Here is a 12,825-nt window from a genome sequence, read left to right as displayed (position 1 = left end):
ACAATCACGTTAGGAAAAGCGATCTTTTCTGACGAATATTCATTACCCATCCCGAACCTTTGGAGGCCGCCTTGCTGGACGTCCGCAGGCTGCGTTTGCTGCACGAATTGAAGATCCGCGGAACGCTCGCTGAGGTGGCCGATGCCATGCCGTACAGCCCCTCTTCCGTGTCCCAGCAACTGACCCTGCTGGAGAAGGAAGCAGGCGTCGAACTGCTTCGCAAGGCTGGCCGCCGGGTGCAGCTGACACCTCAAGCCGAGATCCTGGTTGCACACACCGCCGCCCTCCTGGAGACACTGGAACGCGCCGAAACCGAACTGGCCGCGTCGCTGTCCACAGTCACAGGAACGGTCCGGTTGGCAGTGTTCCAGTCGGCCGCACTCGCGCTTCTGCCTGACTTCCTCAGCATCATGCGCCAGGAGTATCCGGAAGTGCGCGTGGAAATGACCCAGCGCGAACCCGAGACGGCCCTTTACGAAACCTGGGCACGCGACTTCGACATCGTGGTGGCGGAGCAATATCCCGGGCACGCCGCGCCGCATCACCCGGGGCTGGACCGGGCAACGCTGACCAGTGACGCCATCCGGCTGGCCACTCCCCCGATCGGACTGGGCGGGGAGCTTGTTGCCTCACTGGCTGACACCGCAGACATGCCCTGGGTCATGGAGCCCCGAGGCGCCGCCTCCCGGCACTGGGCTGAGCAGGCCTGCCGATCCGCCGGCTTCGAACCGGACGTCCGATACGAAACAGCGGACCTCCAGGCGCAGATCCGCCTCATTGAATCCGGCAACGCCGTTGCCCTCATGCCGGACCTCGTCTGGACAGGCCGGACCCGCCCCGTCCAACTGCTGGACCTCCCCAGCCTCCCAACGCGGACTGTCTTCACGTCCACCAGGACGGCCGGCAGGATCCACCCCGCGATTCTTGCGTGCCGCGAAGTACTGGAGCGCGTGGCCGCTGCGCAGCAAGTTGACGCAGGGCCGCAGGCGGATGCGGGGTAGCAGTAGCCAGCTCACTTCCGCAGCGCCGGGCGTCCGTTGGCGACGCGCAAATTCGCCCACGCCTTCGAAACACACTGGCGACGCCCGGATATGGGTGTCCCCAGTCCGGGTCGCGGGCAGGAGACAACGTAGGTGTCAGGAACGCAAAAGGCCCCGGTCCTGGGGACCGGGGCCAAACGCGGAGAATGGGGGATTTGAACCCCCGAGGGCGTTAACCCAACACGCGTTCCAGGCGTGCGCCATAGGCCGCTAGGCGAATTCTCCTTGCTTCCGAATCGAAAGCAGATACTACTGTACCTGAGAATTTCGGCATCGTGTAATCGGGCCGGCGGGGCCTCCGGGCAGGTCGGCCAAAACCGCGCCTTAACGGAAAAATGGACGCCCCCAACGCGCCCATTCTTGCGGTATCACCGTTGAGCTGCCGGGTCCGGCCCCTCGCCCCCAGGCCCCGCAGCTCACAATCTTGAGATTGCCCCAATCGGTGTACATACCCATGGTCCGCTGTGACCCGCAGATATGCAATGGTGTGCGCTGCTTTGCAGCCGAAGTTACTGACAGGATGTTCCCATGACGCAGCTCTACGCCCTGGTTGTTTACGTTCCCGAGACCCACACTTCGGCCGTCCTCAGGGCAATCGGGGACGCCGGCGCAGGACGGATCGGCGACTACTCGCATTGCTCGTTTACGTCACCGGGTACCGGTCACTTCACTCCCCTGCCGGGCGCACAGCCGTTCATCGGCGACGTCGGAACCAGCGAGCAGGTGCCGGAAACCCGGGTTGAGTGCGTGGTTGGGGAGGACGTGCTCGACGCCGTTGTGCTGGCGCTGCGCGCGGCGCACCCCTACGAGGAGCCGGCTTTCATGACGTGGCCGGTGAGGGGGTGGCGGTGATCCATAATTGCGCGTCAGGCGAAACTGGGCATTCGCCCTGCAGCCAACTCACCATTGATTACTGCGATCTCATCGGCTGACAGCAGCCTCACTCCCTCGCCAACGGCATGGTTACAAACGGTGGCCCAGTCCACGACGTCGGACCAGCACCATAGCGAAACTCCAGCTTGGATGGCTGGGCGAGGGAATGGAAAGCCGGCCTTCCGGTCGCCAGCGACCCAGAGGGCGACAGCCTGCCTAGTTGCACCCAGCCGTTCAGCAATTTCACTCCGGGTGACGTAGTCGAAATCGACGGACTGAACCTTCCCTCCGAGATCATGGACCCGGGAAACAAGGCGGCGTGCAGCCTCTCTACCACTGGGGGCATCTTGGAGGAAAGTCACGTACGGAACGTCGGCCAAGCGGGAAACTATCGCGTCGAGTTGTTCCACGAGCAAGTCTTCAACCTGCTCTGAAAGTTCCCCGAGGCGGAGACGTACTTCGAATGGCTGCTCCGTGGTCATGGTTTCAGCATAGCCCGCACTGTTGACAAGTGACAACACCTAACGCCGCCTCCTGAGCAATTCGTGCTGACCTGGACACCGACGCGCATCGCGCGCAAGGATCTTGGCTCGCTGGGTCGAGTTCTTAGGAGACCCATCAACCCTTAACTGCGCGCCGTCAGATCCGCAGGGGCAATACATGTAGAACTTGTGACCTTGCCGCCTCAACCTCCATCCGGACGAGGTGAGGACACGAACCACGGCGAGCACGTCCTTATGAATCTCACTGGACACATCCTTTGGATCCACCCAGTCACCGCTACCCATGCAGCCCCATAGCCTTGCCCTCTCAAATGAACATCTCATGTAGTGCGAGGTTTACCACCCAGCCCCGACATAATGAGGGCGCCAACCAGCCGCCGTCGAGCGTTTTCCACAGCCCTTTGTGCCGATTCGAACCAATAACCAAGTTCAGGTAAGCTTGTCGACGGCCCCTCATGTGGCGTCATCCTGTTGAACTCCCCCAGGACCGGAAGGTAGCAAGGGTAGATGGGCTCTGGCGGGTGCATGAGGGGTCTCTTATTTAAAATGTCAGTCCCTATAGGTAGGTTTCACTTGTGACTGTTACAACTGCCCTGTATCGAAGGTATCGCCCGGACTCTTTCGCGGACGTTATCGGGCAGGAACACGTCACCGAGCCCCTGATGACGGCGCTGCGGAAGAACCGCGTGAACCACGCCTACCTCTTCTCCGGCCCACGCGGATGTGGCAAGACCACCTCCGCGCGCATCCTGGCCCGTTGCCTTAACTGCGCCGAGGGACCCACCGACACCCCCTGCGGCAAATGCCCCAGCTGCATCGAACTCGCGCGCGGCGGCTCCGGCTCCCTGGACGTCATCGAGATTGACGCCGCCAGCCACGGTGGCGTGGACGACGCCCGTGATCTCCGCGAGCGCGCAACTTTCGCCCCGGTGCGGGACCGCTACAAGATCTTCATCATTGACGAAGCCCACATGGTCACGTCGGCCGGCTTCAACGCGCTCCTGAAGATCGTCGAAGAGCCGCCGGAACACATCAAGTTCATCTTTGCCACCACGGAGCCGGACAAAGTCATCGGCACCATCCGCTCGCGCACCCACCACTACCCCTTCCGGCTGGTGCCGCCCGAGCCACTCATGAAGTACCTTGAGCTCCTCTGCCACCAGGAGAACGTCCCCGTGGCTCCGGGCGTGCTCTCGCTCGTCATCCGAGCCGGTGGAGGTTCTGTCCGCGATACCTTGTCCGTGCTGGACCAGCTCATGGCAGGCGCCGGACCCAACGGCCTCGACTACGAGCTCGCCGTCGCGCTTCTCGGCTACACCCACGCTTCCTTGCTGGACGACGTCGTGGACGCCGTCGCAGCCGCCGACGCCTCAACTGTCTTCCGCGCCGTTGACCGCGTCATCCAGACCGGGCACGATCCCCGCCGCTTCGTGGAAGACCTGCTGGAGCGCTTCCGGGACCTCATCATCGTCCAGGCAATGCCTGAGAGCGCACAGGCAATTCTTCGCGGCGTGCCCGAGGACCAGATTGCGCGGATGCGCAACCAGGCCACGAACCTGGGTGCTGCGGAGCTTTCCCGCGCGGCGGACGTCACCAACACGGCACTCACGGAGATGACCGGAGCCACCTCGCCACGCCTGCACTTGGAACTTCTGTGCGCGCGCATCCTGCTGCCCAGTTCCGAGCAGACGGAACGGGGCATTGCGGCCCGGATCGACCGCGTGGAGCGTCGGCTCAATTACGCCGGCGACGCCGGGATCCCGGCTGTCGCTTCTGGCACGTCTTCAGCCGCCGCTTCTTCACCAGCGGTGGCGCCCGCTGCCCAGTCCGCTCCCGCGCAAGCGCCGGCGGCAGGTGTATCGGCCCCACCGACGGCGGCTCCTGCATCTGCACCAGTTCAAGCACCTGTACCTGTCCCGGACACGTCATCAGCGCCCGTGTCGCGGGAGCCACTCTCGGCTCCCCGCGTCTCAACAAACGACTGGCCGGTGGACGAGCCGACGGCTACACAGCGTCCTGTCCAGAATGCTCCCTCGACGAAGCCTGCCGCTGCGACGGCCCCTCCCGCCGCACCGCAACCGGCTCCGCAGACTGCGCCCGCCCCACAGACGGCGCCCGCTTCCCAACCGGCCCCCACGTCAAAGCCGGCTCCTGCCGCTGGTGGAGATGTCGAAGCCCTCCGTCGTGCTTGGCCGGAAGTCCTGCAGACCCTGACCAAGATCAAGCGCAGCACCTGGGCCTTGGTTGAACCGAACGCCCAGGTGGCACAGTTCGACGGTCAAGTGCTGACACTCGCCTTTACCACCGCCGGGCTCGCCGGTGCCTTTGGGCGCGCAGATCACTCCGAGAACCTTCGCCAAGCAATCCATAAGACCATCGGCATCGACTGCCAGATCGTCGCAGTGGCTGGCGGCAACAGCTCAGCGAGCTCTGAGCCAAACCCAAAAGCACCTACTAGCCGGGATCTTCCGGCGTCACCTGGCACCACATCACCGTCGCCATCACAGTCGGCGGCATTGGCCACGAGCCCAGTGTCAGCAAGCCCAGTACCAGCAAGCCCAGTACCAGCAGGCCCAGCGCCAGCTGTCCCGGTGCCGGCCGCGCCGGCCCCGGCCCCGAGCCCTGTTTCGCAGGTCGACTCTGCCTGGGGCTTGGCACCCGCTGCCCCTGTCGCAGCAACGCCTGTTCCGGCCACGCCTGAATCAGTGGCACCAGTTCCAGCTGCGCCGGCTCAAGCCGAACGCACGACGCCGGCACCCGCCGCTGCTGTTCCCTCGGCACCCGTTGCGCCGAATAGGAAAGCTGCGGTCCCCAGTGTTGCGCCGGAACCTGCCCAGACGGCGACGCCAGAACCACCCGCACCAGCACCTCCCCATGCAGATGCGCCCGCGCCTACTCCCGCGCCGGAGCCGACCGGCGATTACTCCTACCCTGACGAGGATTGGGGTCCTCCGCTCGACGAAGATGCGCCGCCATTGGACGAAGAACCCCCGATGGATTGGGAACCGTCTCCCTCATTTTCCGGCCCGGACACTACTCCGGCAGCGGCTTCCTCGGAACGTCCGGCTCCGTCAGCGTCATCGCAGCCAACCCCTGACCACCAAACCCCAGGGCAGCACACCCCTGACCACCAAACCGCGGCGCAGCATATCCCCGCATCGGCGGCCAATACAGCCATCAAATCCTCAGAACCGGACGCTTCCCACGACCCCTGGTCCAGGGCARTAGAACAAGCGCCCGGCACGTGGGTGGTCGGCAGTAAATCCAACGTGGGCGCCCAGCCAATGGCCTCGGTCGAGGCGGACACGGGCGAGTCGAGCGTCCCCGACTACGAACCGGCAGCGGCGCAGACTCCGGCGAACACGGCAGACGCAGCAGCCCCGACATATGGCCACCCGACCAGCGCGGAGCAAAACGGCTCGTCGGGCTGGGACGTCGCCCCGGCGTCGAGCTGGCCTGGCACCCTTCCAGCGCAGGCAGGTGCCCAAGCGCCTGCGGCGTGGCCCACTACAGCCCCGGAAACCCAGCACGCGGGCGGCTCCGTTGCGACGCTTGAGGAGGGCGCGCCGTCGAGCGGTTCTTCAGCCCGCCAGAGCCTGTACCAGCGATTGACCAACAGCCCCGAAGCCCAAGCCGGCCGGGTGCAGGCGCCTGTGCGGACCCACGCCAAGCCGGAGCCGGCACCGGAGGACATCCCCAGCCCGGAGGACGAGACGATCGAGGAATCGAGGGTCTTTGGGCGGGCTGCCGTGGAGCGTATTCTGGGCGGAAAGCTGATCGAAGAGCGCGCCTTGGACGGTTCTCCCCTGCAACCCCGCTGATGACAGCATTGATACCAAACAAACGAGGACATTTTGTACGAAGGTGCAGTTCAAGAGCTGATTGACGAGCTCGGCCGGCTTCCCGGTGTGGGCCCGAAATCGGCACAGCGCCTGGCGTTCCACATCCTTGAGGCCGATCCCGAGGACATGAAACGGCTCGTGACAGCCATCACCACGGTGAAGGAACGGGTCAAGTTCTGCACTGTGTGCGGCAACGTCACCGAGCAGGAAATGTGCAACATTTGTCGCGATCCGAGGCGGGATCCGTCGGTCATTTGCGTGGTTGAGGAATCCAAGGACGTTCTTGCTGTAGAGCGCACCCGCTCATTCCGTGGCCGGTATCACGTGCTGGGCGGAGCCATCAATCCCATCGCGGGCATTGGCCCCGAGCAGTTGCGGATCCGCGAACTCCTCACACGCCTCAACGACGGCGCTATCCAGGAAATCATCATCGCTACGGATCCCAACCTTGAGGGCGAGGCCACTGCTACCTATTTGGCCCGCATGCTCAAATCGATCGGGATCACCGTCACGCGGTTGGCTTCCGGACTGCCGGTGGGAGGGGACCTTGAATACGCCGACGAAGTTACGCTTGGCCGGGCGTTTGAGGGCCGCCGGAACGCACTGACGTAAGGCGGCGTGACGACAACCAGCGGCCCGGCAGCAGCACCAACGCAGCCACCGCTGCCTGAATCATGAGGCCGGTGACGGCGACGGGCACCGGTGGCGCAAGCTGATCACTTGATTTCCCTCCGATACACGGAACATCACGGCTCGGTCCATCGGCAGCCCACTGCAAGCCGGACAACACCCATGCCAGTTCATGCTCCCTGGGGAGCGCCTCGGCGGCGATGCTACCGAAGAGCAGAATCGGGTTGGACGCTGCCAGCCAGGCAACCCGCTCTGTATGCGCGACTTCCACGGGGCGGAGACCTCCCACGCACTCGTATGCTGTGATCCGTCCGGCGTCGTCCCGCTCCACGTTGATGGGCACTGACGCTTGGTCCATCACCGCCGTCCCGGGGAGCAGCGCGATGGTGGCTGCTACATTGCCCAGGCACAAGAACGCCACCAGCGCCGCAGCCAGGGCAACACCTGCCGCGGTTTGGGCCGAGCATGCGCGAGCACCAGCGCCTATGAGTCCAAAGAGCACAACTTCAAGGACAACAACCACGACGCCGGCACCCGCCAATGCGATCGGCCCGCCGACGGCCACCCCCACCACCAGCAACGTGATGCCGGACGGCACGGCGAAGACCGCCCCGCGGAAGAGTCCGGCGAACAGCACGCCAAAGAATGTTCGAGCTCTTTGACGGAAGCCCCAGACTGCCCCGAGGAGAGCAGAAACGACTGCCATAAGTCCGGCCATCAGCATGTACGTGGCGCTTGGCAGGCTCGATTCAAACCATCCGTTGGCTTCGCCGAAGGCCACCACAGCTGCGGCCATCGCCCAGGCGAGAATCAGCGCGGACGCGGAGGCCAACCAGAACCACCACGATCGCAAGGACGTGCGGCAGTCATCCCAAGCCTCCCGCACAGCGGCTCCAAGAATGTCGGCGATCCCAGGCTGATGGTTTAGCCTGTGTTCACTCGCGGTCCCGTCACGCCGCGGAAACCGGTCGTCGATCACGCCGCCGCCGATCACTTCGTATTCCGAATCGCTCCGCGCTGGCCCGGGATCGTCCGGGTCCTCAGGAACCCAGGCCATGGCACCACGCAATGCTCATAAAAGGGATCGTACGCCCGGTAACCTGCTCCCGAAACTGCCTGCGCGGCCGCCATGTGGTCACAATTCCTGTGGGGACACACCACGGCGATAAACTGGCCGAATAAGCTACGCAGGCGTGCTCAAATTTGGAATTTGGAGTTTGGCATGCCGCGTTCGAACCCTATTGATGCAGTGAGGGTGCGCGCATGACTATGCCCACTACCGAAGTGAAGACCGAAGAGCTCTCCGACGGGGCTGCCATTACCAAGCAGCTGATCGTTCAGAAGTTCGGCGGTTCCTCGGTTGCCGATGCTGATGGTATCAAGCGGGTCGCTCAGCGTGTTGTGGATGCGCAGAAGGCCGGCAACGAGGTTGTGGTTGTTGTTTCCGCCATGGGAGACACAACAGACGAACTCCTGGACCTCGCAGGCCAGGTCACGGACTCCGCTCCTGCCCGCGAAATGGACATGCTCCTATCCGCCGGTGAGCGAATTTCCATGGCACTGCTTGCCATGGCCATCAACAAGTTTGGCGCCTCCGCCCAGTCCTTCACGGGCTCCCAGGCAGGCATGATTACCGACGGTATCCACGGCAAGGCCCGCATTATTGACGTCGACCCCCACCGCATCCGCACCGCCCTGGACAAGGGGCACATTGCGATCGTGGCGGGCTTCCAGGGCATGAGCCGCAGCACCAACGAGATCACCACCCTGGGACGTGGCGGCTCGGACACTACGGCCGTTGCTTTGGCTGCAGCGCTCGAAGCCGACGTCTGCGAGATCTACACCGACGTGGATGGCATCTACACCGCCGATCCCCGTGTTGTGTCCTCGGCCCAGAAGATCGACCGCATCTCCAGCGAGGAAATGCTGGAACTCGCTGCTTCCGGCGCCAAGATTCTGCATCTGCGGTGCGTGGAGTACGCCCGCCGCTTTGGCGTGCCCCTGCACGTCCGTTCGTCATTCAGCCAGCACGAAGGCACGTGGGTCATCCCGGGCGCCGATGAAAAGTTCACGATTCAAGAGGGAGTTGCCTTGGAGCAGCCAATCATCTCCGGCGTTGCACACGACCGGTCCGAAGCCAAGGTCACCGTTGTAGGCGTGCCGGACATTCCGGGCAAGGCCGCTGCGATCTTCCAGGTGATCGCGGACGCGCACTCGAACATCGACATGATCGTGCAGAACGTGTCCACCCACGGCACGGGCCGCACCGACATCTCGTTCACCCTCCCAATCGTTGAAGGCGCCGATGCTCTGGCTGCCCTGCGTGCAGCTGAAGGCCAGATCGGCTTCGAGAGCATCGAATACAACGAGCACGTCGGCAAGCTGTCCCTGATCGGCGCGGGTATGCGTTCACATCCCGGCGTTTCGGCAACTTTCTTCAAGGCCCTCTCCGACGCCGGCATCAACATCGACATGATCTCCACGTCGGAAATCCGCATCTCGGTTGTCACCAGCGCAGATGCCCTGGATGACGCCGTCCGTGCCATCCACGCTGCATTCGAGCTCGACGGCGATTCTGAAGCTACCGTTTACGGCGGCACCGGCCGCTAGGGTCACCACGGGCAACGCCCCCAAGTAAGTCGCAGATAAGGCCGTTCTGAGCTCTCAGAACGGCCTTATCTGCTACCCAGTTGGATGAGTCGGAGCCAGCAGGACGTCGATGAGCTGCCTCAGCCCATCCGCCATGTCCACGTCTTTGTCATAGAGCCACTGCAACTGCAGGCCATCGAACGCCGCAACAACCAATCTGGACAGAATGGCCGCGTCAACGTCGCCCCGGACTTCACCGGCTTGCTGCCGGCGGGCAATGTCTTCACTAAGGCCCTGCACCACGTTTTCGTAACGCTCTTTGAAGTAGCCGTGGGAGTCATGTCCTGGATCGTTGGCTGTGGCCGATGCGACAGCGTAGAGCGTGGTCAGCCCTGGCTCGTGCCGGTTCCTCTCCGCGATCGGCGGCATGTGGCTAAGCCCCACTTCCTCCTGGCCGACCACTGCTATGGACCGCCGGTCGCGCTCTGCCAGGACTGCGGTGAGGAGTTCCTGCTTGCCCTTGAAGTAGTGGAAGAGGGTGGCTTCCTTGACCCCAACGAGTTCCGCCACGCGCTTGAGCGCAGTCCCTTCGAAGCCTTCGGTCGCAAAGACATCCGTAGCCGTCTGGATGATCTGTTCGCGGCGTTCCGCACCCTTCGCGTATTGCCCGCGGGCCTTGGAAGTAGACATTGAGTCAGTCTATTTCACCCGTCAAAAACCGAGTGACTCTAGATTTATTAACTACAAATCTAGTCACACTCGATTTTTGTCGCTAAAGTCTCCTGATAAGACCCACCGGTGGGTCATTCGTTCATCAGGAGGCAAGTAAATGAACCCCTCACTCTCGCAAGCAGTCCTGGCGACAGGCGTCCCCGACGCCGAAGAGCGCATCCGGGAGCTCGCACAGAGCCTGTCCCTGGAGCAGCAGATCCAACTACTGACGGGAGCGGATGTCTGGTCCACCCACGCCATCCCTGAAATTGGTCTCAGTCGCGTCGTCCTGTCCGACGGGCCTGCAGGCGTCCGCGGCGAAGACTTCGACGAGCGTCACGACTCAATCTCCCTCCCGTCGTCGTCCGCCCTGTCCGCCACGTGGAGCGTGGAAACCGCTCGACGCTACGGGCAGGTTCTCGGCCAGGAGGCCCGACGCAAGGGCGTCCACGCCGTACTCGGCCCCACCATCAACCTTCATCGTTCACCCCTGGGTGGACGTCATTTCGAGTGCATGAGCGAGGATCCGCGGCTCACAGCAACCATGGCCGCCGGGTACGTTGCGGGAGTGCAGTCCATGGGCGTAGGGGCGACTCCCAAGCACTACCTGGCCAACGAGGCCGAGACGGAACGCTTCACTTCCGACTCGGTAGTGGACGAACGGCCGCTGCGTGAGCTCTACCTGGCAGCGTTCGAAGACGCCATCACGGAGGCCCGGGCCTGGCTGGTCATGAGCTCGTACAACTCCATCAACGGCACCACGGCGAGCGAAAACAAGCTGCTGGAGACCCCGCTCTCCACAGAATGGGGATTCGACGGCGTGGTGGTTTCCGACTGGACGGGAGTGCGTTCCATTGATGCTGCAAACGCCCACCAGGACTTGGAAATGCCGGGGCCTGTGGGCCATTGGGGACCAAAACTTCTGGCCGCCGTCAATGATGCCCGAGTCAGCCGGGAGGCCATCCTGGAAAAGGTCACCCGCATCCTGCGCCTTGCTGCCCGGGTCGGCTCCCTCGAAGGCTTCGAGCCCGCAGTCACCGGGCTCCCCGCCAAACTGGACGGGGCCGCCGTCGCGCGCGAAGTTGCCGTCCGCGGCGCCGTGCTGGTCCGCAACCAAGGCGGCATCCTGCCGCTGGACGCCGCCATGCTGAACAGCGTTGCGGTGATCGGCCACAATGCGTCAGAGGCCCGGACGCAGGGCGGCGGAAGCGCCACCGTGATGCCTAAGTACACCGTCTCGCCGCTGGAGGGGCTGCGGAATGCACTGCCCGACGGCGTCCGTGTCACCTACGCGCGCGGCGCCAAGGTGGCTGAGGGCCTTCAGGCGTTCCCCCGGACTTCCCTGCACAATCCGGTCTCCAACGTCCCGGGGATCCGCGTGACGTTCCTCGCAGATGACGGCACGGAGATCTCGGGCGAAGACCGCCTGGCGTCACACTTGATCTGGTTCGGCATCGGCATCCCGGAAGGCGCCGCCATCATCCGGATGGAAACCGACTGGACGGCCGATTCGGCAGGTGTCCACCACCTCGGAGTGGGCACAGTGGGGCACATCCGTCTCTCATTGGATGGAGCCGAAGTTTTCAACGACGAGATCCAGGACGACACCGACGTCCTGGGTGCCGCGCTGTTCGATCCGCCCAAGACTGTTCACGCAATCGAGACCGCGGCGGGACAGAGCGTTCGCATCGAGGCCGAATACCGCCTGCCCAAGGAACAGATCATCCCCTTCACGGCCATCCTGCTGGGCGAAGAAACTGTGGTGGCGGATCCTCAGGCGGAGATCGACGCCGCAGTGGAAGTCGCCCGTGCTTCCGATGTAGCTGTGGTGGTTGTGGGAACCAATGCAGCCATCGAATCCGAGGGCTTTGACCGTAAGGACCTGGACCTCCCGGGGTTCCAGAACGAACTCGTGGAGGCTGTCGCCGCCGTCAACCCACGCACGGTGGTGGTTGTGAATTCGGGTTCACCTGTGGTGATGCCATGGCTCGAGAAGGTAAACGCGGTGCTGCTGGGCTGGTTCGGTGGACAGGAGTTCGGCACCGCCATTGCAGACATCCTGCTTGGCGCGGAGGAACCTGGCGGCCGGCTCCCTACAACGTGGCCAGCAGCCCTGGAAGATGTCCCGGTCCTGAACACCACTCCCGTGGATGGCAAAGTGGTCTACTCCGAGGGAATTCACGTGGGCTACCGCGCGTGGCTCAAGCAGCAAGGCGCCGGCGGCCCTGCTCCGGCGCTACCTTTCGGTTTCGGACTGGGGTACACGACTTTCGAGTTCGGCACCGCCCACGCGCCACAGTCGGTCACGGCCGGCAACGATGTGGTTGTGCACGTCCCGGTGAAGAACACCGGCACGCGTACGGGACGTGAAGTGGTTCAGGTCTACCTCGAGCGCACCGATTCCGCTGTGGAACGTCCGGTCCGTTGGCTGGCAGGCTACGCAGGAACCCACCTTGCTCCAGCGGGGACTGACAGCGTTGAAGTCCGCATCCCGGCAAAGGCTTTTGCGCACTACGACGGCGGCTGGCAGTTTGAGCGTGGAAGCTTCCGACTGCTGGTGGGTCGCCATGTTGCGGACAGCTTCCAGACTCTGGACATCGAGGTGCGGTAATAATAGAGGGCAATTGGCGCGGCGTG

The 12,825-nt window shown here is 63.6% G+C and carries 9 protein-coding genes, 1 tRNA gene and 1 other RNA gene; 7 read left to right on the top strand and 4 right to left on the bottom strand.

Features of this window, described 5'->3' with window-relative positions; all coding sequences use genetic code 11:
- Window positions 1-71: 71 nt before the first annotated feature.
- Window positions 72-1,001 carry a LysR substrate-binding domain-containing protein gene (locus AB4Y87_RS10720; RefSeq protein WP_442004323.1) on the top strand — a complete coding sequence of 310 codons (930 nt, stop codon included), beginning with the start codon at window positions 72-74 and terminating at the stop codon, window positions 999-1,001.
- A 179-nt stretch (window positions 1,002-1,180) separates the two neighbouring features.
- Here the strand turns inward: AB4Y87_RS10720 and AB4Y87_RS10715 are convergent.
- Window positions 1,181-1,265: transfer RNA gene (locus tag AB4Y87_RS10715), tRNA-Ser, on the bottom strand.
- Between the two features lie 303 nt (window positions 1,266-1,568).
- Here AB4Y87_RS10715 and AB4Y87_RS10710 point away from each other — a divergent pair.
- Complete coding sequence (locus AB4Y87_RS10710) at window positions 1,569-1,892, top strand: hypothetical protein (RefSeq protein WP_442004322.1); 324 nt, start codon at window positions 1,569-1,571, stop codon at window positions 1,890-1,892.
- A gap of 14 nt (window positions 1,893-1,906) precedes the next feature.
- Here AB4Y87_RS10710 and AB4Y87_RS10705 read toward each other — a convergent pair whose 3' ends face one another.
- A complete protein-coding gene (locus AB4Y87_RS10705) occupies window positions 1,907-2,395 on the bottom strand; it encodes a hypothetical protein (RefSeq protein WP_442004321.1) in 489 nt (162 codons plus the stop codon).
- Window positions 2,396-2,860: 465 nt separating this feature from the next.
- Between AB4Y87_RS10705 and ffs the strand changes: the two genes are divergently transcribed.
- From ffs to recR, 3 genes are all read left to right on the top strand, one after another.
- An RNA gene (gene ffs, locus AB4Y87_RS10700) (signal recognition particle sRNA small type) lies at window positions 2,861-2,957 on the top strand.
- A gap of 34 nt (window positions 2,958-2,991) precedes the next feature.
- A complete protein-coding gene (locus AB4Y87_RS10695; RefSeq protein WP_442004320.1) occupies window positions 2,992-6,237 on the top strand; it encodes a DNA polymerase III subunit gamma and tau in 3,246 nt (1,081 codons plus the stop codon).
- 33 nt (window positions 6,238-6,270) lie between these two features.
- Window positions 6,271-6,870, top strand: coding sequence for a recombination mediator RecR (recR, locus tag AB4Y87_RS10690; RefSeq protein ID WP_216921891.1), 600 nt, complete (start codon window positions 6,271-6,273; stop codon window positions 6,868-6,870).
- On the opposite strand, the gene AB4Y87_RS10685 is transcribed toward recR, so the two are convergent.
- Window positions 6,824-7,945 (bottom strand): hypothetical protein, encoded by a 1,122-nt coding sequence (locus AB4Y87_RS10685; RefSeq protein WP_442004319.1) that lies wholly within the window; start codon window positions 7,943-7,945, stop codon window positions 6,824-6,826. The genes recR and AB4Y87_RS10685 overlap by 47 nt on opposite strands.
- 206 nt (window positions 7,946-8,151) lie before the next feature.
- Here AB4Y87_RS10685 and AB4Y87_RS10680 point away from each other — a divergent pair, with 206 nt between their 5' ends.
- The gene (locus tag AB4Y87_RS10680) at window positions 8,152-9,498 is read left to right on the top strand and encodes an aspartate kinase (RefSeq protein WP_442004318.1); all 1,347 of its coding nucleotides are present in this window, start codon (window positions 8,152-8,154) and stop codon (window positions 9,496-9,498) included.
- 72 nt (window positions 9,499-9,570) lie between these two features.
- On the opposite strand, the gene AB4Y87_RS10675 is transcribed toward AB4Y87_RS10680, so the two are convergent.
- The gene (locus AB4Y87_RS10675) at window positions 9,571-10,167 is read right to left on the bottom strand and encodes a TetR/AcrR family transcriptional regulator (RefSeq protein WP_442004317.1); all 597 of its coding nucleotides are present in this window, start codon (window positions 10,165-10,167) and stop codon (window positions 9,571-9,573) included.
- A 139-nt stretch (window positions 10,168-10,306) separates the two neighbouring features.
- On the opposite strand from AB4Y87_RS10675, the gene AB4Y87_RS10670 reads away from it, so the two are divergent.
- Window positions 10,307-12,799 carry a beta-glucosidase gene (locus AB4Y87_RS10670; RefSeq protein ID WP_442004316.1) on the top strand — a complete coding sequence of 831 codons (2,493 nt, stop codon included), beginning with the start codon at window positions 10,307-10,309 and terminating at the stop codon, window positions 12,797-12,799.
- Window positions 12,800-12,825: the final 26 nt, after the last annotated feature.

The sequence above is a fragment of the Paenarthrobacter sp. RAF54_2 genome (assembly GCF_052113945.1).
In the GTDB taxonomy this organism is placed as follows: Bacteria; Actinomycetota; Actinomycetes; order Actinomycetales; family Micrococcaceae; genus Arthrobacter.
The sequence above is the reverse complement of the archived record's forward strand: the minus strand, read 5'-3'. Positions and strand labels throughout refer to the sequence as shown.

Coding starts and splice junctions, on each gene's coding strand:
- AB4Y87_RS10710 (WP_442004322.1), top strand. CDS start 1,569: ATGACGCAGCTCTACGCCCTGGTTGTTTACGTTCCCGAGACCCACACT.
- AB4Y87_RS10685 (WP_442004319.1), bottom strand. CDS start 7,945: ATGGCCTGGGTTCCTGAGGACCCGGACGATCCCGGGCCAGCGCGGAGC.
- AB4Y87_RS10670 (WP_442004316.1), top strand. CDS start 10,307: ATGAACCCCTCACTCTCGCAAGCAGTCCTGGCGACAGGCGTCCCCGAC.
- AB4Y87_RS10705 (WP_442004321.1), bottom strand. CDS start 2,395: ATGACCACGGAGCAGCCATTCGAAGTACGTCTCCGCCTCGGGGAACTT.
- AB4Y87_RS10680 (WP_442004318.1), top strand. CDS start 8,152: ATGACTATGCCCACTACCGAAGTGAAGACCGAAGAGCTCTCCGACGGG.
- AB4Y87_RS10675 (WP_442004317.1), bottom strand. CDS start 10,167: ATGTCTACTTCCAAGGCCCGCGGGCAATACGCGAAGGGTGCGGAACGC.